24 protein-coding genes are annotated in these 20,540 nt (G+C 62.3%); 14 read left to right on the top strand and 10 right to left on the bottom strand.

Features of this window, described 5'->3' with window-relative positions; all coding sequences use genetic code 11:
* Positions 1-25 precede the first annotated feature (25 nt).
* Complete coding sequence (gene choX / locus ACXX81_RS22370; protein ID WP_231422207.1) at positions 26-940, bottom strand: choline ABC transporter substrate-binding protein; 915 nt, start codon at positions 938-940, stop codon at positions 26-28.
* An 18-nt stretch (positions 941-958) separates the two neighbouring features.
* Complete coding sequence (betC, locus tag ACXX81_RS22365; protein WP_209986764.1) at positions 959-2,473, bottom strand: choline-sulfatase; 1,515 nt, start codon at positions 2,471-2,473, stop codon at positions 959-961.
* A gap of 103 nt (positions 2,474-2,576) precedes the next feature.
* Between betC and ACXX81_RS22360 the strand changes: the two genes are divergently transcribed.
* The 6 genes from ACXX81_RS22360 (at position 2,577) to ACXX81_RS22335 (ending at position 8,237) form a co-directional block, all read left to right on the top strand.
* On the top strand, positions 2,577-3,527 hold the full coding sequence (locus tag ACXX81_RS22360; protein ID WP_231422203.1) for a choline sulfate utilization transcriptional regulator: 951 nt from the start codon (positions 2,577-2,579) through the stop codon (positions 3,525-3,527).
* A 31-nt stretch (positions 3,528-3,558) separates the two neighbouring features.
* Positions 3,559-3,888 (top strand): DOPA 4,5-dioxygenase family protein, encoded by a 330-nt coding sequence (locus tag ACXX81_RS22355; protein WP_322212231.1) that lies wholly within the window; start codon positions 3,559-3,561, stop codon positions 3,886-3,888.
* A gap of 103 nt (positions 3,889-3,991) precedes the next feature.
* Positions 3,992-4,957 carry a 2-dehydro-3-deoxygalactonokinase gene (locus tag ACXX81_RS22350; protein ID WP_458572418.1) on the top strand — a complete coding sequence of 322 codons (966 nt, stop codon included), beginning with the start codon at positions 3,992-3,994 and terminating at the stop codon, positions 4,955-4,957.
* 1 nt (position 4,958) lies between these two features.
* Complete coding sequence (locus ACXX81_RS22345) at positions 4,959-5,579, top strand: 2-dehydro-3-deoxy-6-phosphogalactonate aldolase (RefSeq protein WP_458572417.1); 621 nt, start codon at positions 4,959-4,961, stop codon at positions 5,577-5,579.
* Between the two features lie 48 nt (positions 5,580-5,627).
* Positions 5,628-6,776 carry a galactonate dehydratase gene (dgoD, locus tag ACXX81_RS22340; protein ID WP_003233648.1) on the top strand — a complete coding sequence of 383 codons (1,149 nt, stop codon included), beginning with the start codon at positions 5,628-5,630 and terminating at the stop codon, positions 6,774-6,776.
* Positions 6,777-6,932: 156 nt separating this feature from the next.
* Positions 6,933-8,237 carry an MFS transporter gene (locus ACXX81_RS22335; protein WP_458572416.1) on the top strand — a complete coding sequence of 435 codons (1,305 nt, stop codon included), beginning with the start codon at positions 6,933-6,935 and terminating at the stop codon, positions 8,235-8,237.
* A gap of 239 nt (positions 8,238-8,476) precedes the next feature.
* On the opposite strand, the gene ACXX81_RS22330 is transcribed toward ACXX81_RS22335, so the two are convergent.
* The 3 genes from ACXX81_RS22330 to trpB form a co-directional block, all read right to left on the bottom strand.
* Entirely contained in the window at positions 8,477-8,908 is a 432-nt protein-coding gene (locus tag ACXX81_RS22330) for an anti-virulence regulator CigR family protein (protein WP_209986775.1), read from the bottom strand.
* A gap of 134 nt (positions 8,909-9,042) precedes the next feature.
* Positions 9,043-9,852: a tryptophan synthase subunit alpha gene (trpA, locus tag ACXX81_RS22325; protein ID WP_057006211.1), complete on the bottom strand. Its 810-nt coding sequence runs from the start codon at positions 9,850-9,852 to the stop codon at positions 9,043-9,045.
* A complete protein-coding gene (gene trpB / locus ACXX81_RS22320; protein WP_322212235.1) occupies positions 9,852-11,093 on the bottom strand; it encodes a tryptophan synthase subunit beta in 1,242 nt (413 codons plus the stop codon). Before trpB ends, trpA begins: the two co-directional genes overlap by 1 nt.
* Positions 11,094-11,203: 110 nt before the next feature.
* Between trpB and ACXX81_RS22315 the strand changes: the two genes are divergently transcribed.
* Positions 11,204-12,103, top strand: coding sequence for a LysR family transcriptional regulator (locus ACXX81_RS22315; protein ID WP_231422196.1), 900 nt, complete (start codon positions 11,204-11,206; stop codon positions 12,101-12,103).
* On the opposite strand, the gene ACXX81_RS22310 is transcribed toward ACXX81_RS22315, so the two are convergent.
* Positions 12,100-12,426: an ElaB/YgaM/YqjD family protein gene (locus tag ACXX81_RS22310; protein ID WP_034101663.1), complete on the bottom strand. Its 327-nt coding sequence runs from the start codon at positions 12,424-12,426 to the stop codon at positions 12,100-12,102. The two genes, ACXX81_RS22315 and ACXX81_RS22310, sit on opposite strands and share 4 nt — an antisense overlap.
* A 157-nt stretch (positions 12,427-12,583) precedes the next feature.
* Between ACXX81_RS22310 and ACXX81_RS22305 the strand changes: the two genes are divergently transcribed.
* Both ACXX81_RS22305 and ACXX81_RS22300 read left to right on the top strand, forming a co-directional pair.
* Complete coding sequence (locus ACXX81_RS22305; protein ID WP_003233668.1) at positions 12,584-12,796, top strand: dodecin; 213 nt, start codon at positions 12,584-12,586, stop codon at positions 12,794-12,796.
* 115 nt (positions 12,797-12,911) lie between these two features.
* Positions 12,912-13,136, top strand: a complete 225-nt coding sequence (locus tag ACXX81_RS22300; RefSeq protein WP_231422194.1) for a DUF1161 domain-containing protein — start codon at positions 12,912-12,914, stop codon at positions 13,134-13,136.
* 59 nt (positions 13,137-13,195) lie between these two features.
* On the opposite strand, the gene ACXX81_RS22295 is transcribed toward ACXX81_RS22300, so the two are convergent.
* Positions 13,196-14,197, bottom strand: a complete 1,002-nt coding sequence (locus ACXX81_RS22295; RefSeq protein WP_458572415.1) for an LLM class flavin-dependent oxidoreductase — start codon at positions 14,195-14,197, stop codon at positions 13,196-13,198.
* Positions 14,198-14,414: 217 nt separating this feature from the next.
* On the opposite strand from ACXX81_RS22295, the gene ACXX81_RS22290 reads away from it, so the two are divergent.
* Complete coding sequence (locus ACXX81_RS22290) at positions 14,415-14,846, top strand: OsmC family protein (protein ID WP_057006206.1); 432 nt, start codon at positions 14,415-14,417, stop codon at positions 14,844-14,846.
* Between the two features lie 156 nt (positions 14,847-15,002).
* Positions 15,003-15,242, top strand: coding sequence for a DUF1161 domain-containing protein (locus ACXX81_RS22285; protein ID WP_209986793.1), 240 nt, complete (start codon positions 15,003-15,005; stop codon positions 15,240-15,242).
* Here the strand turns inward: ACXX81_RS22285 and ACXX81_RS22280 are convergent, their stop codons facing one another.
* Positions 15,243-15,665, bottom strand: coding sequence for a PA0061/PA0062 family lipoprotein (locus ACXX81_RS22280; protein WP_458572414.1), 423 nt, complete (start codon positions 15,663-15,665; stop codon positions 15,243-15,245).
* 109 nt (positions 15,666-15,774) lie between these two features.
* On the opposite strand from ACXX81_RS22280, the gene ACXX81_RS22275 reads away from it, so the two are divergent.
* Positions 15,775-16,854, top strand: a complete 1,080-nt coding sequence (locus ACXX81_RS22275) for an aminopeptidase (protein ID WP_458572413.1) — start codon at positions 15,775-15,777, stop codon at positions 16,852-16,854.
* Positions 16,855-16,903: 49 nt separating this feature from the next.
* Here the strand turns inward: ACXX81_RS22275 and ACXX81_RS22270 are convergent, their stop codons facing one another.
* On the bottom strand, positions 16,904-17,563 hold the full coding sequence (locus ACXX81_RS22270) for an HAD family hydrolase (RefSeq protein WP_209986803.1): 660 nt from the start codon (positions 17,561-17,563) through the stop codon (positions 16,904-16,906).
* Positions 17,560-18,102 (bottom strand): gamma carbonic anhydrase family protein, encoded by a 543-nt coding sequence (locus ACXX81_RS22265; protein ID WP_458572412.1) that lies wholly within the window; start codon positions 18,100-18,102, stop codon positions 17,560-17,562. The genes ACXX81_RS22270 and ACXX81_RS22265 overlap by 4 nt, the downstream gene beginning before the upstream one ends.
* A gap of 102 nt (positions 18,103-18,204) precedes the next feature.
* Here ACXX81_RS22265 and prlC point away from each other — a divergent pair, with 102 nt between their 5' ends.
* Positions 18,205-20,256 carry an oligopeptidase A gene (gene prlC / locus ACXX81_RS22260; RefSeq protein ID WP_458572411.1) on the top strand — a complete coding sequence of 684 codons (2,052 nt, stop codon included), beginning with the start codon at positions 18,205-18,207 and terminating at the stop codon, positions 20,254-20,256.
* Positions 20,253-20,519: a YheV family putative zinc ribbon protein gene (locus ACXX81_RS22255; protein ID WP_231422187.1), complete on the top strand. Its 267-nt coding sequence runs from the start codon at positions 20,253-20,255 to the stop codon at positions 20,517-20,519. Before prlC ends, ACXX81_RS22255 begins: the two co-directional genes overlap by 4 nt.
* Positions 20,520-20,540 lie beyond the last annotated feature (21 nt).

Below are 20,540 nucleotides of genomic sequence, written 5' to 3'. Positions count from 1 at the left end.
TCCCACAAAGGGCAGCGGTGGGGCTTTAGAGCTGGGCTTTGACTGCCGCCAATGCGTCCTTGCCATCCACGGTCTTCACCCCATCAAGCCACTTGTCGAGCACCGCAGGGTTGGCCTTGATCCACGTCTTCGCGGCCTCGGCGTTGCTGACCTTGTCGTTGGCCACCTGCGCCATGATGCTGTTCTCCATGTCCTGGGTAAAACTCAGGTTGGTCAGCAGTTTCCCCACGTTCGGGCAGGCCTGCGCATAACCCTTGCGGGTCAGGGTGTAGACGCTGCCGGTATCGCCAAAGTACTGCTCGCCGCCCTTGAGGTAATGCATCTTCAACTGCACGTTCATCGGGTGCGGCGTCCAGCCAAGGAAGGTGACGAAGCGCTGCTTCTTCACCGCCCGCGACACTTCGGCGAGCATCGCCTGTTCGCTCGACTCGATCAGTTTCCACTGGCCCAGGTTGAAGTCGTTCTTCTTGATGATCTCCTGCAGCGAGATATTGGCCGGCGCGCCGGAGCCGATGCCGTAAATCTTCTTGTCGAACTTGTCGGCGAATGTGTTCAGGTCGGCAAAATCATGCACCCCCGCATCCCACACATAATCCGGCACGGCCAGTGTGAACTCGGTGCCGTCGAGGTTCTTCGCCAGTTGCACCACATCGCCATTGGCCACGAACTTGTCGTAAAAGCCTTGCTGCGCCGGCATCCAGTTGCCGAGGAACACATCCACTTTGCCGTCCTTGAGCCCGCCAAAAGTAATCGGCACCGCCAGGGTGTCGACCTTGGGTGTGTAGCCCATGCCCGTCAGCAAGAAACCGGTAATGGCGTTGGTTGCGGCAATGTCGCTCCAGCCCGGGTCAGCCATTTTTACCGTTTCGCAACGTGTGTCTGCGTACGCATTGGCGCTGGCCAGCGCCAGAATGCTCAGTATCACCGTCAACTTTTGCATGACCTTCCCTCTGTCTGTTTATTGGTTCTGGCAGGGTTGTGGATAACGTGCCTTGCGCTCCAGATCGTCGAGGTCGATGTGGTTGCGCATGTATTGCTGGCTGGCGTCCACCAGCGGCTGGTGGTCCCAGCTCTTGAGCGTGCCCTGGGTCAGTGCCTCGAACACCAGGCGACGACGGCGTTGGCTGGCGAGCACCTGCTGGTGGATCGCCGGGATGTCCCATTTGGCCCGCGCCTCTGTCAAAAACGCCTCGAACAGCGGCCGGTGTTCCGGTGACTGGCTGAGGTCTTCCCGCTCGTGCGGGTCGTTGTGCACATCGAACAGCAGACACGGATCGTCTTCGCTGTAGATGAATTTCCAGGCGCCCCGGCGAATCATCATCAAGGGGCTGATGGTGCCTTCGGCCATGTATTCGCCAAACACTTCGTCGTGCCCGCCCTGCCCTTGCAAGTGCGACACCAGCGAGCGGCCGTCCAGCGGCAGGCGCGGGTCGAGTGCGCCGCCGGCCAGTTCCACCAGGGTGGGCAGCAGGTCGGCGGTGGACACGGCCGACGTGACGCGGCCGGCGGCGAACTGCCCTGGCGCACTCACCAGCAACGGCACGCGGGCAGCCATTTCAAACCAGTGCATTTTGTACCAGAGGCCGCGCTCGCCGAGCATGTCGCCGTGATCGCCCGAAAAGATGATGATCGTGTCGTCGGCCAGGCCGGTGTCTTCCAGGGTTTGCAGGAGCTTGCCGACGTTGCTGTCAATGTAGCTGCAGGCGCCGAAGTAGGCGCGGCGCGCATCGCGGATCTTGTCGACCGGCAGCGGCTTGTCCCACAGGTCATACACCTTGAGCAGCCGTTGGGAATGCGGGTCGAGGTCGCTCTGCGCAGGCGTCACGGGCAACGGGATGTCGCTGTCGTCGTAGAGGTCCCAGAACGGTTTGGGAATGGTGTACGGGTCGTGAGGGTGGGTCATCGACACGGTGAGGCAGAACGGCCGGTCGCCGTCCTCGCGAATGTGGTCGAACAGGTACTGCTGGGCCTTGAACACCACCTCCTCGTCGAAATCCAGCTGGTTGGTGCGCACGCACGGGCCGGCCTGCAGCACCGATGACATGTTGTGAAACCAGCTGGGGCGCACATCCGGTTCGTCCCAGTTCACTGCCCAGCCGTAATCGGCGGGGTAGATATCGCTGGTCAGGCGTTCTTCAAAACCGTGTAACTGGTCGGGGCCGCAAAAGTGCATCTTGCCCGACAGCGCGGTGCGGTAGCCCAGGCGGCGCAGGTAGTGGGCGTAGGTCGGCACATCGGCGGGAAAGTCCGCCGCGTTGTCGTAGGCGCCGATCTTGCTCGGCAGCTGGCCGCTGACCAGCGTGAAGCGCGACGGTGCGCACAGCGGGCTGTTGCAATAGGCGGCGTCGAACACCACGCCCTGGGCGGCAAGACGGCTCAGGTTGGGCAGCTTGATTGGGGAAGGTCCGTAGAACGGCAGCATCGGCGCGGCCATTTGATCGGCCATGATGAAAAGAATGTTCTTGCGCTTCATGATCTATCGGCATTCCATAGGCGGTGTTTATGCCAGTGAGCATGCAGCCCAGGAAAAGTGGGGTAAAGCCCATGAAAAGCAATGTCTAGGATAAGCACAGCTTATGTATGAAGCCCTCGGCGACCTGTCCCTCGACCTGCTGCGCGCCTTCGAAGCCGCTGCGCGCCACCGCAGCTTTACGGCGGCGGCGATGGAGCTGGGCGCCACCCAACCGGCGATCAGCCAGCAGATCAAACGCCTCGAAGAACAGCTGGCGATCCGCCTGTTTGATCGCATCTACCGCGGCATTGAACTGACTGACGCCGGCGCGCTGTTGTTCGAGCATGTGCAGGGCGGCTTGCAGGGCATCAATCAGGGCCTCAGCGCGATCACCCAGCAGGACCAGCACGAAGTGCTGCAGGTGGCCACCGACTTTGCCTTCGCCGCCTACTGGCTGATGCCGCGCCTGCACCGTTTTCATGAGGCCTACCCGCAGGTGGACGTGAGCCTGGTGACCAGCGAACGCAACCACGCCAGCCTGCGCAGCGACATCGACGTGGCGGTGCTGTTTGGCGACGGCCGCTTCAAGCAGGGCGACAGCCTGTGGCTATTCAACGAGGAAGTATTCCCGGTGTGCAGCCCCCAGTGGCTCAAGGATCAGGCCCGGCCACTGAGCGTGCAGACCTTGCCCGAGTACCCGCTGCTGCACCTGCGTCAGGAGACCAACAGCCAATGGTTCAATTGGGCTGGCGTGTTCCGCGAGCTGGGGATCGCCGTAGCGCCCACGCCCGGCCAGTTGCGTTTCGACAACTACACCCTGCTGATCCAGGCGGCGATTGCCGGCCAGGGCGTGGCCATCGGCTGGCGGCACCTGGTGGATAACCTGCTCGAGCAGAACTGGCTGTGCCGGCCGATCAGCGACACGGTGATCTCGCGCTTCGGCTACTACGTGGTGCAGCCACAACGTAAACGACGCGGGCAACTGGTCGAGCGATTTGTCGACTGGTTGCTGGCGGAGCAGGCCAGCAGCGCGCAATCGCTGACCGGACTGGCCCTGCCCTCGATTGCCGTCTAGCATTTGGCGCACATCCGCTGCGGAGGCCGCCATGCAACGCATCAAGGGCTATCACGCCCATATCTACTTCGACGCCGACACCCTCGATCAGGCCCGCACGTTGTGTGAAGACGCCGCCGCACTGTTCCCGCTGCGCATGGGGCGCATGCACCAACGGCCGGTGGGCCCGCACCCGGACTGGAGCTGTCAGCTGGCGTTCGACGTCGAATACATCGGTGTGGTGCTGCCCTGGCTGGTGATCCATCGCAATGGCCTGGTGGTGTTCCTGCATCCGGACACCGGTGACGACCTCAAGGACCACACCGACTACGCGATCTGGATGGGGGCGATGCGGGAGCTGAACCTGAGCGCATTTAAATAAATAGCCGTTGATTCCCTATATATGGGACAGATATTTATATATTGAGATTCGCGCCGCCTTGGGTTTATATTCGCCCATCCGCTCAGAACACTCAGGTGAAGCGATGCAGGCGCAATTGATCGCGCTCGATTGGGGGACCAGCTCCCTTCGTGCTTACAAACTCGGCCCCGCAGGCGTGGTGCTGGAACAGCGCGCGCTGGCGTCGGGCATCATGCATTTGCCCACCGAGGCCCGCGCTATCGCCGGTGTGCGCTGCACCGATGGCTTCGAGCTGGCCTTTGACGCGGCCTGTGGCGACTGGCTCGACGCTGCGCCCCATCTGCCGGTGATCGCCTGCGGCATGGTCGGCAGCGCCCAGGGCTGGAGCGAAGCGGCCTATCGCGCTACACCCGTCGACGTCTCCAGCCTGGGCCAGGCCTTGCACCGGGTGCGCAGCCTGCGCGGTGTGGAGGTGCACATCGTGCCCGGTGTGATCGAGCCGGACGGCTTGCCCAATGTGATGCGCGGCGAAGAAACCCAGGTGCTGGGCGTGCTGCAAAGCCTGCCGGCGGGCGCTGACGTATTGATCGGCCTGCCCGGCAGCCATTGCAAATGGGTCAAGGTGGTCGATGGCCGCATCACCCATTTCGACACTTTCATGACCGGTGAGCTGTTCGCGATATTGAGCAAACACAGCATTCTGGGGCGTACCCAACAGCCCTGTGAGCAGTTCCAGGCCCAAGCCTTTGACCGAGGCGTACACGTGGCGCTGTCGGCCGATGGCCAGCGCGGTTTGCTGTCCACCCTGTTCAGCGCCCGTACCCTGGGCCTCACCGCCGAACTCTCGGCCGAGCAACAAGCGGATTATCTTTCCGGCCTGATGATCGGCCATGAACTCGCCGGCCTGCCAGGCAGCGCAAAACACCAGCCGATCATCCTGGTCGGCGCCGCTGCTCTTTGCACCCGCTATCAACGCGCCCTCGCCCTTTGCGGCTTCGCCCATGTCAGCCTGGCGCAGGAAGCCACCGAGCGCGGCCTGTGGCAATTGGCCGTGGCGGCCGGGCTCACTCAACCAGCAACGGAGGCCTGACATGCTCAAGCACGCACTGGCACAAAACGGTTTGATCGCGATCCTGCGCGGCGTACGCCCGGACGAAGCCCTGGCCATCGGACTGGTGTTGTACGACGCCGGTTTTCGCGTGATCGAAGTGCCGCTCAATTCGCCCGACCCCTACACCAGCATCCGCACCCTGCGCGACACCTTGCCCGCCGATTGCCTGATCGGTGCCGGCACGGTGTTGACGCCGGAACAGGTCGAGCAGGTCAAGGCGGCCGGCGGCCAGGTGATCGTCATGCCCCACAGCGATGCCAAGGTACTGCGTGCGGCAAAAGCGGCCGGCCTGTACCTGTCGCCGGGTGTGGCGACGCCCACCGAAGCGTTCGCGGCATTGGCCGAAGGCGCCGATGTGCTGAAGCTGTTTCCGTCCGAGCAAATGGGCCCGGCGGTGATCAAGGCGTGGCTCGCGGTATTGCCGGCGGGCACCCTGCTGCTGCCGGTGGGCGGCATCACCCCGGACAACATGCAGGTGTTCAGCGACGCCGGCGCCAAGGGTTTCGGGTTGGGTTCCGGGTTGTTCAAACCGGGTATGACAGTGGATCAGGTCGCGAGCCGCGCCCAGGCGTATGTCGCCGCCTGGAAAGCCCTGAGCTGATATCAAGTTCCGCGCCCGCAGGCGCCGCATCGATAAGAGAGATAACAGATGAAAATCACCAAACTGACGACCTTTATCGTCCCGCCGCGCTGGTGCTTCCTCAAGGTCGAGACCGACCAGGGTGTGACCGGCTGGGGTGAGCCGGTGGTCGAGGGCCGCGCCCACACGGTGGCGGCTGCCGTTGAAGAACTGTCCGACTACCTGATCGGCAAAGACCCACGCAATATCGAAGACATCTGGACCGTGCTCTATCGCGGCGGCTTCTACCGTGGCGGTGCCGTGCACATGAGTGCCCTGGCCGGTATCGACCAGGCGCTGTGGGACATCAAGGGCAAGGCCCTCGGCGTGTCTGTGAGCGACCTGCTCGGCGGGCAGGTGCGCGACAAGATTCGCGTGTATTCGTGGATCGGCGGCGACCGTCCGGCTGACACCGCGCGTGCCGCCAAAGAGGCCGTGGCCCGTGGCTTTACCGCCGTGAAAATGAACGGCACCGAAGAACTGCAGTTCGTCGACAGCTTCGACAAAGTCGACCTGGCCCTGGCCAACGTGGCGGCCGTGCGTGATGCAGTCGGCCCCAACGTGGGCATCGGCGTCGACTTCCATGGCCGCGTGCACAAGCCGATGGCCAAGGTGCTGATGAAGGAGCTGGACCCGTACAAGCTGATGTTTATCGAAGAGCCGGTGCTCAGCGAAAACTATGAAGCGCTGAAAGAGCTGGCGCCGCTGACCAGCACGCCGATTGCCCTGGGCGAGCGCCTGTTCTCGCGCTGGGACTTCAAGCGCGTGCTCAGCGAGGGCTACGTCGACATCATCCAGCCGGATGCCTCCCACGCGGGCGGCATCACCGAGACGCGCAAGATCGCCAACATGGCCGAAGCCTACGACGTGGCGCTGGCTCTGCACTGTCCGCTGGGCCCGATTGCCCTGGCGGCCTGCCTGCAACTGGACGCGGTCTGCTACAACGCGTTTATCCAGGAACAAAGCCTGGGCATTCACTACAACGAGAGCAACGACCTGCTCGACTACGTGCGCGACCCGGGCGTGTTCGACTATGACCAGGGCTTTGTGAAGATCCCCAACGGCCCGGGCCTGGGCATCGAGATCAACGAGGAATACGTGATCGAACGCGCGGCCATCGGCCATCGCTGGCGCAACCCGATCTGGCGCCATGCCGACGGCAGCTTTGCCGAGTGGTAAGCACGCTCTGACTGAAAGAATGCGGTTAAACAGGTGGGAGGGGGCCTGCTCCCGATAGCTGGGTGTCAGTCGACATTTTCAGTGGCTGATTCACCGCTATCGGGAGCCAGCCCCCTCCCACCCAGTCCTCAATAAACATAAAAAGAGGCACTCCCCATGCAACCTGAATCCCACACCGGACAGGCTTCTCTCGTCACGCCTAGCCGAAAGCGCTACTTCATCGGCCTGCTGCTGTTCATCACCGTGGTGATCAACTACCTGGACCGCAGCAACCTGTCGATTGCCGCGCCAGCTTTGACCAGCGACCTGGGGATCGACCCGGTGCATGTCGGGCTGATCTTCTCCGCGTTCGGCTGGACCTACGCGGCCATGCAGATTCCCGGCGGCTGGCTGGTCGACCGGGTGCCACCGCGCATCCTCTACACCGCCGCCTTGCTGTTGTGGTCGATTGCCACGGTGATGCTGGGCTTTGCCGCCAGCTTTATCGCGCTGTTTGTGTTGCGCATGGCGGTCGGCGCACTGGAGGCCCCGGCCTATCCGATCAACAGCCGTGTGGTGACCACCTGGTTTCCCGAGCGCGAACGTGCCACGGCGATTGGCTTTTATACCTCGGGGCAGTTCGTCGGGCTGGCGTTTCTGACGCCGGTGCTGGCCTGGCTGCAACACCGGTTCGGCTGGCACATGGTGTTTGTCGCCACGGGCGGCGTGGGCATCCTGTGGGCGCTGATCTGGTACGCGGTGTACCGCGAGCCGAAGGATTTCAAAGGCGCCAATGCGGCGGAAATTCAACTGATCCGCGACGGCGGCGGCCTGGTGGACATGCAGGCGCAGACCAAAAAGGCGCCGTTCAGTTGGGTCGACCTGGGCATTGTGCTGAGCAAGCGCAAACTCTGGGGCATCTACCTGGGCCAGTTCTGCCTGAACTCCACGCTGTGGTTTTTCCTGACGTGGTTCCCCACTTACCTGGTGAAATACCGTGGCATGGATTTCATCAAGTCCGGCCTGCTGGCCTCGCTGCCCTTTCTCGCGGCGTTTGTCGGTGTGCTGTGTTCCGGGATCTTTTCCGACTGGCTGATCCGCCGGGGAGCGTCGGTGGGCTTTGCACGCAAGTTGCCGATCATCAGCGGGCTACTGATTTCCACTGCGATAATCGGCGCCAACTACGTGGACTCGACGGCGTGGGTGATTGCCTTCCTGGCGCTGGCGTTCTTCGGCAATGGCCTGGCATCGATCACCTGGTCGCTGGTGTCGACCCTGGCCCCCGCGCGTTTGCTGGGATTGACGGGCGGGGTGTTCAACTTCATCGGTAACCTGTCGGCGATTGCCACGCCAATCGTGATCGGCTTTCTGGCCAGCGGCGACTCGTTTGCGCCGGCAATAACCTACATCGCCGTGCTGGCGCTGCTTGGCGCGTTGTCCTACGTGCTGCTGGTGGGCAAGGTCGAGCGGATCGAGTTGTAAACCCTGACCCGCCTGTGGTGGCGGGCGGGCTTCTGTGGCTAGCAGGCTTTTTGTGTTGTGGCGAGCGGGCTTGCTTGTGGCGAGCGGGCTTGCCCCGCGTTGGGGTGCGAAGCGCCCCCAATCAGGCAAAACGCGGTGTACCTGATACGACTCAGCGTCTGGTTTTGGGGCTGCTGCGCAGCCCAACGCAGGACAAGCCTGCTCGCCACAAGCAAGCCCGCTCGCCACAAAAAACCTGCTTAGTTAAGTACGTTGGCAAGGATCTCGTAGACGATGCCGGTGCCCACTGCAATCAACACCACGTCCGGGCCGGAGCGGCGCCATTCGTAACCGTCGTAGCGCGGCAGGCGCTCCAGTTCGCGGGGGCCGAGGCGCTCGCCGTAGTAGCCGGGGGGCAATGGTCGGCCGCGTTCCAGGCGCACGTCCGGTGGCGGTGGCGCGCCGCGTGCGAACTGGTCGTGGTGGTCGTGGATGATCTGGCGCACCGGGCCGAAATCCCGGGGTGGGCCGCCTCGGCGGTCGTCCTGCGGGCCACGTTGCTCATGGGGCCCCGGCGGGCCGTCACGACCCGGGCCTTCGCCGCGCGGGTCGGGCGGCGCGGCGTGCACCAAGGCGCTGGCGCCGAGTACCAGCACGCCGAGACCTGCAATCACGGATTTGGGCATTTTCATCGGGGATTCCTCAGGGCACACACAAAAAAGGGATTTCGAACGAGGTTCGAAATCCCTGGGTCTTGCTGTTTAGGCCGTGCCCGCGCCGGTTGATTCCTCTGTATCAGGAACTTTACCTAGCGCTGACGGGACGCTTACTTACGCGCGTTACGCACGCCTTCGGCCAGCGCCGCGCAATGGCTCAATACCCCATCGATAGCGTGCTCGTGGCTGCTGGCGTTGGCGATGTGGTCGATCAATGCCGAGCCCACCACGACACCGTCCGCCAGGCGAGCGATGGCAGCGGCCTGTTCCGGCGTGCGGATACCAAAACCGATGCTGATCGGCAGGTCGGTATGGCGGCGCAGGCGCGTCACGGCTTCTTCGACGTGTTCCAGGGTGGCGGCGCCGGCACCGGTCACACCGGCCACCGACACGTAGTACACAAAGCCGGAACTGCCGTTGAGCACGGTAGGCAGACGCACATCGTCGGTGGTCGGCGTGGTCAGGCGGATAAAGTCGATGCCGGCGGCCTGGGCCGGGTCGCACAGCTCAGCGTTATGCTCGGGCGGCATGTCGACCACGATCAGGCCATCGACTCCGGCGTCCTTGGCGTCGCTGATGAACGTCGGCACGCCGTATTTGTGGATCGGGTTGAAGTAACCCATCAACACCAGCGGCGTGTCGTTATTGTCCTTGCGGAACTCGCGCACCATCTGCAGGGTTTTCGCCAGGTTCTGTTTGGCTTCCAGCGCGCGGATGTTCGCCAGCTGGATCGCCGGGCCGTCGGCCATCGGGTCGGTGAAGGGCATGCCCAGCTCGATCACATCGGCGCCGGCCGCAGGCAGGCCTTTGAGGATCGCCAGCGAAGCGTCATACCCCGGGTCGCCGGCGGTGACGAAGGTCACCAGGGCGGCGCGGTTTTGTTCTTTCAACTGCGCAAAGCGGGTTTGCAGGCGGCTCATCAGTGTGTCTCCTGCTTGGCATGCTCTGGTTGAGCATGTCCCATGTGGTGCATCACGGTCTGCATGTCCTTGTCGCCACGGCCCGACAGGTTGATGACCATCAGGTGATCCTTGGGCAGGTTCGGTGCGCGCTTGAACACTTCGGCCAGGGCATGGGCGCTTTCCAGCGCAGGAATAATCCCTTCCAGGCGGCAGCATTTGTGGAACGCCTCGAGGGCTTCGTCGTCGGTCACCGAGGTGTACTGGACGCGGCCGATGTCATGCAACCACGCGTGTTCCGGGCCGATGCCGGGGTAGTCCAGGCCTGCGGAAATCGAGTGGGCGTCGATGATCTGACCATCGTCGTCCTGCAGCAGGAAGGTGCGGTTACCGTGCAGTACGCCTGGTACGCCGCCGTTGAGGCTGGCGGCGTGTTTGCCGGTCTCGATGCCGTGGCCGGCCGCTTCGACGCCGATGATGTCCACGCTCTTGTCATCCAGGAACGGGTGGAACAGGCCCATCGCGTTCGAACCGCCGCCGATGCACGCCACCAGGCTGTCCGGCAGGCGGCCTTCCTGGGCTTGCATCTGGTCGCGGGTTTCCTTGCCGATCACGGCCTGGAAGTCACGCACCATGGCAGGGTAAGGGTGCGGGCCGGCCACGGTGCCGATCAGGTAAAAGGTGTCGTCGACATTGGTCACCCAGTCGCGCAGCGCTTCGTTCATCGCGTCCTTCAGCGTGCCGGTGCCGGCCACCACGGGGATGACTTCAGCGCCCAGCAATTTCATGCGGAACACGTTGGCCTGTTGGCGCTCGATGTCGGTGGTGCCCATATAGATCACGCATTGCAGGCCGAAGCGCGCCGCCACGGTGGCGGTGGCCACGCCGTGCATGCCGGCGCCGGTCTCGGCGATGATGCGTTTTTTGCCCATGCGCCGCGCCAGCAGAATCTGGCCGATGCAGTTGTTGATCTTGTGCGCGCCGGTGTGGTTGAGCTCTTCGCGCTTGAGGTAGATCTTGGCGCCGCCGCAGAATTCGGTCAGGCGTTCGGCGAAGTACAGCGGGCTCGGGCGTCCGACGTAGTCGCGCTGGAAGTAGGCCAGTTCCTTATTGAAAGCCGGATCGATCTTGGCCGCTTCGTATTCGCGGGCCAGGTCGAGGATCAACGGCATCAGGGTTTCTGCAACGTAGCGGCCGCCAAAGCCGCCAAACAGGCCGTTAAGGTCCGGGCCGTTGCGCAGGTCGGTCTGGGACTCAATCATGGGACGCTCCAGGGAATAGGGGGTGAGAGATGCAATGAGGTCCACTCTACCCCTCACGCTCCAGGCTGAAAACCGATAAGATCGCCGCAACCTGTCAGGAAAACTCACAGATGAGCCGAGACCTCCCACCGCTCAATGCCTTGCGCGCGTTTGAAGCCGCAGCGCGGCTAAACAGCGTCAGCCAGGCAGCCGAGCAGCTGCATGTGACCCACGGTGCGGTGAGTCGCCAGCTCAAAGTGCTCGAAGAACACCTGGGCGTCAGCCTGTTCGTCAAGGAAGGTCGTGGCCTTAAACTCACAGATGCAGGCGTACGGCTGCGTGATGTGAGTGCCGAGGCCTTCGAACGGCTCAGGGATGTGTGCAACGAATTGACCCGCCACAGCGCCGACGCACCCTTCGTGCTGGGTTGTTCGGGCAGCTTGCTCGCGCGCTGGCTGATCCCGCGCCTGGGCCGCTTGAATGCCGATCTGCCAGACCTGCGTCTGCACCTCTCGGCGGGTGATGGCGATCTCGATCCGCGTCGACCGGGTCTCGACGCCCTGCTGGTGTTTGCCGAACCACCATGGCCGGCCGACATGCAGGTGTTCGAGCTGGCCAGCGAACGCATCGGGCCGGTCATGAGCCCGCGTTTCGCCGGTTACGAAAGACTGCGCCAGGCCCCGGCTTCTGCCTTGTGTGGCGAACCGCTGTTGCACACCACCTCGCGCCCGCAAGCCTGGCCCAGTTGGGCGCAGCCACACGGCATCGAGCCCGGCACGTTGAAACTCGGCCAGGGGTTTGAGCATTTGTATTATTTGCTGGAAGCAGCAGTGGCGGGACTTGGGGTGGCGATTGCACCGCAGCCGCTGGTGGCAGAGGACCTGCGTGCGGGTCGGCTGGTGGCGCCATGGGGTTTCAGTGAAACCCCGGCGCACCTGGCGTTGTGGCTGCCCAAGCGCGCCGCAGACGGGCGCGCAGGGCAATTGGCGCAGTGGCTCAAGGCTGAGCTGGCGCGCCAGACCACGTATTAGTCACCGCGTTTGCACAGCAGGTAGGCTGCCAGCAGGCCCAGTGCACCGACGGCAACACCGGCAGTAGTCCATGGGTGCTCTTGTGCGTAGTCACGGGTAGCAACGCCGGTTTCGCGCAGTTTGACCTTGCTTTCTTCGTAGGCATCGGTGATCAGGTGGCGAGAGTGCTTGAGGGCGTTCTCGGCATTGCTTTTCAAGGCCTTCAGTGTTTTGCGCGACTCATCGGACGCGTCATCCTTGAGGCTCTCAAGGGATTTGAGCAGGCTCGAAATCTCGGCTTCCATGCTTTCCAGCGACGCTTTGCGTAAAGAAGTGTTGGCCATGTGAACTCTCCTGAAAGTGATTGAGTGGCGTGTGTAGATACCGACTGCGCCCGTTTCAGAAAGTGCAGTAATTCTGAACTTTCTCCTGCGAATGGTCGCCTGAAGCAGTAAGAACATTCACTGCTAGTCTTGATTGACGACCTTTAGGAGAAACGCCATGAGTAATCACACCTACAAGAAAGTCGAACTGGTGGGTTCGTCCACCACCAGCATTGAAGATGCGATCAACAACGCATTGGCTGAAGCCAGCAAAAGCCTGACGCACTTGGAGTGGTTCGAGGTGACTGAAACCCGTGGTCATATCGAGAACGGCAAGGTTGCCCATTATCAGGTCACCCTCAAGGTGGGATTCCGTATTGCCAGTAGTTAATCGGGTGAGTTGAACTTTGCTCGCTGGCCGATTGCCATAACCTGCGCTACACACATTGGGTGCCGACGCCATAGGCGTCGGCACGCTCAATTTGATCAGCGCAAGGAAGTAACGGATGAAAAAGTTTCTGTTGGCAGTAGGTTTGTTGAGCATTGCAGGCACAGCTCTGGCGGCGGGCAAGCCTTGTGATGAGCTGAAAAGCGAACTCGCAGCGAAGCTTGACGCTAAAGGCGTTCAGCATTACTCGCTGGATGTCGTCGAGAAAGGCGCAGCGGCCGATGCCAAAGTGATTGGCAGCTGTGAAGGCGGCACCAAGGAAATCGTCTACAAGCGCGGTTAATCCCGTGCTCCAGACATAAAAAACCGACGCAGGTGCGTCGGTTTTTTTATGCCTGAGGTTCAGCCCTTCATCACTTGCGCCAGCAGCTCGAAGGAATGAATCCGATCGGCATGCTCGTACAGGTCGCTGGTGAAGATCAGCTCGTCGGCGCCGGTCTGCTCGATCAGCACCTCCAGCCTGGCGCGGATTTTCGCCGGGCCGCCGACCATGGCCAGGCCGAGGAAGCTGCCGACCGCGTCTTTTTCGTGGGGCAGCCACAGGCCATCCATGGTGTTTACCGGTGCGCGCTGCACCAGGCTCTGCCCGCGCATCAACGCGAGGATGCGTTGATACATCGAGGTGGCCAGGTACTCGGCCTGTTCGTCGGTGTCAGCAGCCACCAGCGGAATGCCGAGCATCACGTAGGGCTTGTCCAGCACGGCTGAAGGCTGGAAGTGATTGCGGTAGACGCGCACCGCCTCGTGCATCAGGCGCGGTGCGAAATGGGAGGCGAAGGCGTAGGGCAAACCGCGCTCACCGGCCAGTTGTGCGCTGAACAGGCTTGAACCAAGCAGCCATACCGGCACATGGGTGCCGGTGCCGGGCACGGCGATCACGCGCTGATCGGGGGTGCGTGGGCCGAGGTAGGCCATCAGTTCGGCCACGTCCTGCGGGAAGTCATCCGCACTGCCGGAGCGCTCACGGCGCAGGGCGCGGGCGGTCATCTGGTCGGAGCCGGGCGCGCGGCCCAGGCCCAGATCGATGCGGCCAGGGTAGAGGCTTTCGAGGGTGCCGAACTGTTCGGCGATCACCAGCGGTGCGTGGTTGGGCAGCATCACGCCGCCGGAGCCGACGCGGATGGTCGAGGTGCCCCCGGCCAGGTAGCCGAGCAATACCGAGGTGGCCGAGCTGGCGATGCCGTCCATGTTGTGGTGCTCGGCCACCCAGAAACGGTTGTAGCCGAATTTTTCCACGTGCTGGGCCAAGTCCAGCGAATTGCGCAGCGACTGCGCCGGGCTGCCATCGGCGCGCACGGGTACCAGGTCGAGGGTCGAAAACTTTACGTCGGACAGCGATTTCATAAGCCTGCTTCTCCAATAGGGGCGCAGGCTTTCAAGACGAACCAAACCTGCCGCTTCATGTGCATGCTCTGTGAAATGAGGGCATATACCCGAGATTCAATAGCAGGCTAGGAAATTTCCTACTAATTCGCTAGGTTTTTCCGACAAGATGAACTTTGCCGCGCCGTCTAACCTCAGAATCCTTGACGACGTAAAACCACCGTTCGAGGAGACCGCTATGAGTATCGTTAAAAAAGCATCCGCGCATTGGGAAGGTGATCTGAAGACTGGCCTGGGTTCCATCTCCACGGAAACCGGCGTACTTCGCGAAGCGCCCTACGGCTTCAAGGCCCGTTTCGAAGGCGGCAAGGGCACCAACCCTGAAGAACTGATCGGTGCCGCCCACGCCGGCTGTTTCTCCATGGCGTTTTCCATGATTCTTGGCGACGCCGGCCTCAAGGCTGACAGCATCGACACCCAGGCAGAAGTGACCCTGGATCAGGTTGAAGGCGGCTTCGCCATTACTGCGGTGCACTTGGTGCTGAAGGCCAAAATCCCCGGCGCCAGCCAGGCGCAGTTTGATGAGCTGAGCAAGAAGGCCAAGGAAGGGTGCCCGGTGTCGAAGCTGTTGAACGCCACCATTACCCTGGACGGCACGCTCGTTAACTGATGCAGCCGCTTCAATGTGGGAGGGGCAAGCCCTCCCTCATTTTTTCCACACGTTCAGTTGTGCGTTAAATCAGAACTCCCGTTTCGCAAATGTGGTCCTATAGCCATATGCAGCCTAGGCGCACACCCGTGCGCATGCATTCAGGGAGCTACACACATGAAACGTTTTGCCTTGGCAATCATCTGCGGTGCGTTGGCCACGTCGGCTGTGGCCGCACCAAAAGATTGTGAAGAGCTTAGAAAAGAGATCGAAGTGAATATCCAGGCCAAGGCGATTCCGTCCTACACCCTGGAAATCATCACTGCCGAAGAAGCCAGGAATCACGACAGCGCCATGATTGTCGGTTCGTGCGAAAACGGCACCAAGCGCATCCTCTATCAGAAAAACAACGACTGATCAGAGGCAGTTCACGCTGCGCTCTTCGGCCAGCAACTGACGTGCCGGGTCATACAGGCGGATGTTTGGCGTGAACGCCAGCGAGCGCCCTTCCAGCACGTAGCGCTGGCCGGCCTGGAAGTGGTCGTACTGCAGCGTTATGAAACACGTGCGGTACATCATCTGGCTGAGGCCGCCCAATCCGCCACCGGCGGGCACTTCAAAATCAAAGCGCACCATCAGCTCGTGAGGGCCGGGGGGCATTTGGAAAAAGCGACCGTCATTGAGTTTCTCCCCGTCCAGACGCTCCGCCATCACCAGTTTGGCGCCGGGCGTGGGCGTGGTGAAATCGACCCAGGCCTGCTGCGGGTCGACGGCCGGCAAGGGCGTCAACGCGCAGGCGCTGAGCAACAGGGCGGCGGCGGGAATCAGAAGCTGGCGCATGGCAGGAACTCAACGCGGGACGAAGTTTGAGTATAAACACGTCATCGCGTGGAAAAATCACCTTCAAGCGCGATAGTCTGGCGGCCCCACTTCCAGGAGCAGCCACCGCATGGTCAGGCGTTTATTTCCCGCAGTGCTGCTCGTATTGCTCGGTGGTTGCTCCAGCGTTGGTTATTACAGCCAATTGGCCGACGGCCAGTGGCAATTGCTGCGCGCACGGGAGCCGGTGGCCGCCGTGATTGCCGACCCGTCCCGACCCCAGGTCTTGCGTGACCACCTCGCTCAATCCCAGAAAGCGCGCACATTTGCCAGCGAGCACCTGCACCTGCCGGACAATCAGAGTTACCGGCTGTACGCCGACATCCACCGACCGTATGTGGTGTGGAATGTCTTCGCCACGCAGGAATTTTCCCTGTCACCGCAGAACCATTGCTTCCCTATCGCCGGGTGCGTGGCCTATCGCGGCTACTACAACCAGGGCGCGGCGCGCGGCGAGGCGGCGTTGTTGCGGCAACAGGGCCTGGATGTCGCCATCGGTGGCGTCGAGGCCTATTCCACCCTGGGCTGGTTCAATGACCCGATCATGAGTTCGATGATGAGCTGGGGCGACGAGCGCCTGGCCACGTTGATCTTCCATGAACTGGCGCACCAGCGTTTCTATGTGAAGGACGACACCGAATTCAACGAGTCATTTGCCACCTTCGTCGAGCAGGAAGGCACCCGCCAATGGCGTGCCGCCAGAGGGCTGGCGCCGCTCAGCCAGGCGGCGTCGCAGCAGCGTGACCAGTTTATCCGGTTGGTTCTCGACACCCGCACGCGCCTGGAAACGCTCTACACACAGCCCCTGGCCGTCGATGCGATGCGCCGGGCCAAGGCGGCGGAGTTCGAGCGTTTGCGCAGCCAGTATCGGCAGATGCGCGACAGCCAATGGGCAGGCGACAAGCGTTATGACGCGTGGATCGACCAGCCGCTGAACAACGCGCGGTTGCTGCCCTTCGGCCTGTATGACCAGTGGGTGCCGGCGTTTGCCGGGTTGTTCAGGCAGCAAGGTGGGGACTGGGTGAAGTTTTATGCGGCGGTCGAGAGGCTGGGTGGGTTGCCGGTGGCGCAGCGCAAGGCGGCGTTCAGGCAGTTGGAGGGTGTTGCCAGTGCTGGCCTCATCGGGAGCAAGCCCCCTGCCACATTTTGACCTGTGAGCGCCGGGCTAATGTGAGAGGGGGCTTGCTCCCGATAGCGGCTCAAAAGCGCTGCAAAAACCCCTGATGCATCTCATCCAGCGTCTCGAAATGCCAGGTCGGCGCCTCGGCATTCAGCTCTTCAAAACTGCCGAACCCATACCCCACCGCTGCCGAATCCAGCCCGTTGCGGCGCGCGCCAATCAGGTCATGTTTGCGATCACCGATCATCAGGGTTGCCGCCGGGTCCAGGCTTTCTTCGCGCATCAGGTGCGCAATCAGCTCGACCTTGTCGGTGCGCGTGCCGTCCAGCTCGCTGCCGTAGATCACCTTGAAGTGCCTGGCAAAGTCGAAGTGTCGCGCAATTTCCCGGGCAAATTCCCACGGTTTGGAGGTGGCCACGTAAAGCTGGCGTCCCTGCTGGTTCAGCGCTTCCAGCAACGGCATCACGCCGTCAAATACGCGATTTTCATACAGCCCGGTGACCTTGAAGCGCTCGCGGTAGAAATTCACCGCCTGCCAGGCCTTGGCTTCGTCGAAGCCGTAGAACTGCATGAACGCCTGCAGCAACGGCGGGCCGATGAAGTGTTCAAGCCGGGTCAGGTCCGGCTCATCAATCCCCAGTTTGCCAAGGGCATATTGAATCGAGCGCGTGATGCCTTCGCGCGGGTCGGTGAGGGTGCCGTCGAGATCGAACAGTACGGTGGAGTAACGCAGGCTCACTGGTCGAACCCCTCTGCCAGGTGCAGGTCCTTGAGCTTCACGTAGTTGGCGGCGCTGTAGGTGAAAAACGCGCGCTCCTTGTCCGTCAACACGCGGACCTGTTTGACCGGGCTGCCCACGTACAAAAAGCCACTGTCGAGGGTCTTGCCCGGCGGCACCAGGCTGCCGGCGCCGATGATCACGTCGTCCTCCACCACGGCGCCATCCATCACGATGCTGCCCATGCCGATCAACACCCGGTTGCCGACGCGGCAGCCATGCAGCATGACTTTGTGGGCGACGGTCACATCGTCGCCGATCAGCAACGGGAAGCCGTCCGGGTTGAACGGCCCGGCGTGGGTGATGTGCAGCACACAGCCGTCCTGCACGCTGGTGCGCGCGCCGATGCGGATGCGGTGCATGTCGCCGCGAATCACGGTCAGCGGCCAGACCGAGCTGTCGGTGCCGATTTCGACATCGCCGATCACCACCGCCGAAATATCGACAAAAGCCCCGGCGCCGAGGGTTGGCGTGTGGTTCTGATAGGTGCGAAGGGTCACGATAGCCTCTCTCTTGTGTGCTGATAGCTGCGGTGGGTGTTGATTGTAATTAAGATGGCCCCATCTTTGTCTTATCCGTTTTCTTCAGCCAAGGTGCCCACCGTGAGCGCGAACAACCCGCTTCTGCAGTCCTACGACCTGCCGCCGTTCTCAGCGATCCGTGCCGAGCACGTGCAACCGGCCATCGAACAGATCCTCGCCGACAACCGCGTTGCCATCGAAGGCATCCTGCAAAGCCAGGGTAAAAACCCTACCTGGGCAGGCCTGGTCCTGGCGATGGACGAACTGAATGACCGCCTGGGCGCCGCCTGGAGCCCGGTCAGCCACCTGAACGCCGTGTGCAACAGCGCCGAGCTGCGCGAAGCATACGAAAGCTGCCTGCCGGCGTTGAGCGCTTATTCCACCGAGATGGGCCAGAACCGCGCGCTGTTCCAGGCGTTTGAAGCCCTGGCCAACAGCCCGGAAGCCGCCGGTTTCGACGTGGCACAAAAAACCATTCTGGAGCATTCCCTGCGCGATTTCCGCCTGTCGGGTATCGACCTGCCGCCAGAACAGCAGAAGCGCTACGCCGAGGTGCAAAGCAAGCTCTCGGAGCTGGGCAGCAAGTTTTCCAACCAACTGTTGGACGCCACCCAGGCCTGGACCAAGCACGTTACCGATGAAGCCACCCTCGCCGGCCTGACCGACTCGGCCAAGGCGCAAATGGCCGCCGCTGCCCAGGCCAAAGGCCTCGACGGCTGGTTGATCACCCTGGAATTTCCCAGTTATTACGCGGTAATGACTTACGCCCACGACCGCGCCCTGCGCGAAGAAGTCTACGCCGCGTACTGCACGCGGGCGTCGGACCAGGGCCCGAATGCCGGTCAGAACGATAACGGCCCGGTGATGGAACAGATCCTCGATCTGCGTCAGGAACTGGCCCAGCTGTTGGGTTTTGCGTCGTTCGCCGAGCTGAGCCTGGCCACCAAGATGGCCGAGTCCAGCGACCAGGTGCTGAGCTTCCTGCGGGACCTGGCCAAGCGCAGTAAACCGTTTGCCGCCCTGGATCTGCAACAGCTCAAGGCTTACGCCGCCGAACAGGGCTGCGCCGACCTGCAAAGCTGGGACAGCGGTTTCTACGGCGAAAAACTGCGCGAGCAACGCTACAGCGTGTCCCAGGAAGCCCTGCGCGCCTACTTCCCGATCGACAAGGTGCTGAGCGGCCTGTTTGCCATTGTGCAGCGCCTGTATGGCATCGAGATCGCCGAGCAGAAAGGCTTCGACACCTGGCACCCGGACGTGCGCCTGTTCGAAATCAAGGAAAACGGCCAGCACGTCGGGCGTTTCTTCTTCGACCTGTACGCCCGCGCCAACAAGCGTGGCGGCGCCTGGATGGACGGCGCGCGCGACCGTCGCCGCACCCTCGACGGCGTGCTGCAAAGCCCGGTGGCCAACCTGGTGTGCAATTTCACCCCGGCCGACAGCGGCAAGCCTGCGCTGCTGACCCACGATGAAGTCACCACCCTGTTCCACGAATTCGGCCATGGCCTGCACCACTTGCTGACCCGTGTCGAGCATGCTGGCGTGTCCGGCATCAACGGCGTGGCCTGGGATGCGGTGGAGTTGCCGAGCCAATTCATGGAGAACTGGTGCTGGGAGCCCGAAGGCCTGGCGCTGATCTCCGGTCATTACGAGACCGGCGAGCCGCTGCCTCAGGACCTGCTGGAAAAAATGCTGGCGGCGAAGAACTTCCAATCCGGCCTGATGATGGTGCGTCAGCTGGAGTTCTCGCTGTTCGACTTCGAAATGCACGCTACCCACGGCGATGGCCGCAGTGTCGCGCAGGTGCTCGAAGGTGTGCGTGACGAGGTCTCGGTGATGCGTCCGCCGGCCTACAACCGTTTCCCCAATAGCTTTGCGCACATCTTCGCCGGCGGTTACGCGGCGGGGTACTACAGCTACAAGTGGGCTGAAGTGCTGTCGGCGGATGCGTTCTCCAAATTCGAAGAAGACGGCGTGCTCAACGCCGACACCGGACGCGCCTTCCGCGAGGCGATCCTGGCGCGCGGTGGTTCCCAGGCACCGATGGTGCTGTTCGTCGACTTCCGTGGGCGCGCGCCGACCATCGATGCGCTCCTGCGCCACAGCGGCCTGAGTGAGGACGCGGCAGCATGACGGTGATCACCAAGAAGCAGTTTATCGCCGGGGCGGTCTGCCCGGCGTGCAGCGAGCCGGACAAGCTGAAAATGTGGACCGAAGACGACGTGCCGCACCGCGAATGCGTGGCCTGCGGGTATACCGACACGTTGAATGACCAGGGCTTGTCGGTGCCCAGGGAATTGGGCACGCGGGTCAATACCTCGGCGCTCAAAGCGCCGGCCGACCCCAAGGTGCAGGCGGTGCAGTTCTTTCCCAACCCCAAGTTGAAGAAAGACTAAAACCCTCGTACCCGACTCAAC

The organism is Pseudomonas sp. GNP013 (assembly GCF_054343995.1).
Note: the sequence above shows the minus strand (reverse complement) of the source record. Positions and strands in the feature narration are given on the sequence as shown.

Excerpts from the sequence above, each read along its gene's own strand:
- choX (WP_231422207.1), bottom strand. The coding sequence starts at position 940 with ATGCAAAAGTTGACGGTGATACTGAGCATTCTGGCGCTGGCCAGCGCC.
- ACXX81_RS22315 (WP_231422196.1), top strand. The coding sequence starts at position 11,204 with ATGAGCCGAGACCTCCCACCGCTCAATGCCTTGCGCGCGTTTGAAGCC.
- ACXX81_RS22360 (WP_231422203.1), top strand. The coding sequence starts at position 2,577 with ATGTATGAAGCCCTCGGCGACCTGTCCCTCGACCTGCTGCGCGCCTTC.
- ACXX81_RS22280 (WP_458572414.1), bottom strand. The coding sequence starts at position 15,665 with ATGCGCCAGCTTCTGATTCCCGCCGCCGCCCTGTTGCTCAGCGCCTGC.
- ACXX81_RS22255 (WP_231422187.1), top strand. The coding sequence starts at position 20,253 with ATGACGGTGATCACCAAGAAGCAGTTTATCGCCGGGGCGGTCTGCCCG.
- trpA (WP_057006211.1), bottom strand. The coding sequence starts at position 9,852 with ATGAGCCGCCTGCAAACCCGCTTTGCGCAGTTGAAAGAACAAAACCGC.
- ACXX81_RS22305 (WP_003233668.1), top strand. The coding sequence starts at position 12,584 with ATGAGTAATCACACCTACAAGAAAGTCGAACTGGTGGGTTCGTCCACC.
- ACXX81_RS22355 (WP_322212231.1), top strand. The coding sequence starts at position 3,559 with ATGCAACGCATCAAGGGCTATCACGCCCATATCTACTTCGACGCCGAC.
- ACXX81_RS22300 (WP_231422194.1), top strand. The coding sequence starts at position 12,912 with ATGAAAAAGTTTCTGTTGGCAGTAGGTTTGTTGAGCATTGCAGGCACA.
- trpB (WP_322212235.1), bottom strand. The coding sequence starts at position 11,093 with ATGATTGAGTCCCAGACCGACCTGCGCAACGGCCCGGACCTTAACGGC.
- ACXX81_RS22275 (WP_458572413.1), top strand. The coding sequence starts at position 15,775 with ATGGTCAGGCGTTTATTTCCCGCAGTGCTGCTCGTATTGCTCGGTGGT.
- ACXX81_RS22285 (WP_209986793.1), top strand. The coding sequence starts at position 15,003 with ATGAAACGTTTTGCCTTGGCAATCATCTGCGGTGCGTTGGCCACGTCG.
- ACXX81_RS22290 (WP_057006206.1), top strand. The coding sequence starts at position 14,415 with ATGAGTATCGTTAAAAAAGCATCCGCGCATTGGGAAGGTGATCTGAAG.
- ACXX81_RS22335 (WP_458572416.1), top strand. The coding sequence starts at position 6,933 with ATGCAACCTGAATCCCACACCGGACAGGCTTCTCTCGTCACGCCTAGC.
- ACXX81_RS22310 (WP_034101663.1), bottom strand. The coding sequence starts at position 12,426 with ATGGCCAACACTTCTTTACGCAAAGCGTCGCTGGAAAGCATGGAAGCC.
- ACXX81_RS22350 (WP_458572418.1), top strand. The coding sequence starts at position 3,992 with ATGCAGGCGCAATTGATCGCGCTCGATTGGGGGACCAGCTCCCTTCGT.
- ACXX81_RS22345 (WP_458572417.1), top strand. The coding sequence starts at position 4,959 with ATGCTCAAGCACGCACTGGCACAAAACGGTTTGATCGCGATCCTGCGC.
- ACXX81_RS22295 (WP_458572415.1), bottom strand. The coding sequence starts at position 14,197 with ATGAAATCGCTGTCCGACGTAAAGTTTTCGACCCTCGACCTGGTACCC.
- betC (WP_209986764.1), bottom strand. The coding sequence starts at position 2,473 with ATGAAGCGCAAGAACATTCTTTTCATCATGGCCGATCAAATGGCCGCG.
- ACXX81_RS22330 (WP_209986775.1), bottom strand. The coding sequence starts at position 8,908 with ATGAAAATGCCCAAATCCGTGATTGCAGGTCTCGGCGTGCTGGTACTC.
- dgoD (WP_003233648.1), top strand. The coding sequence starts at position 5,628 with ATGAAAATCACCAAACTGACGACCTTTATCGTCCCGCCGCGCTGGTGC.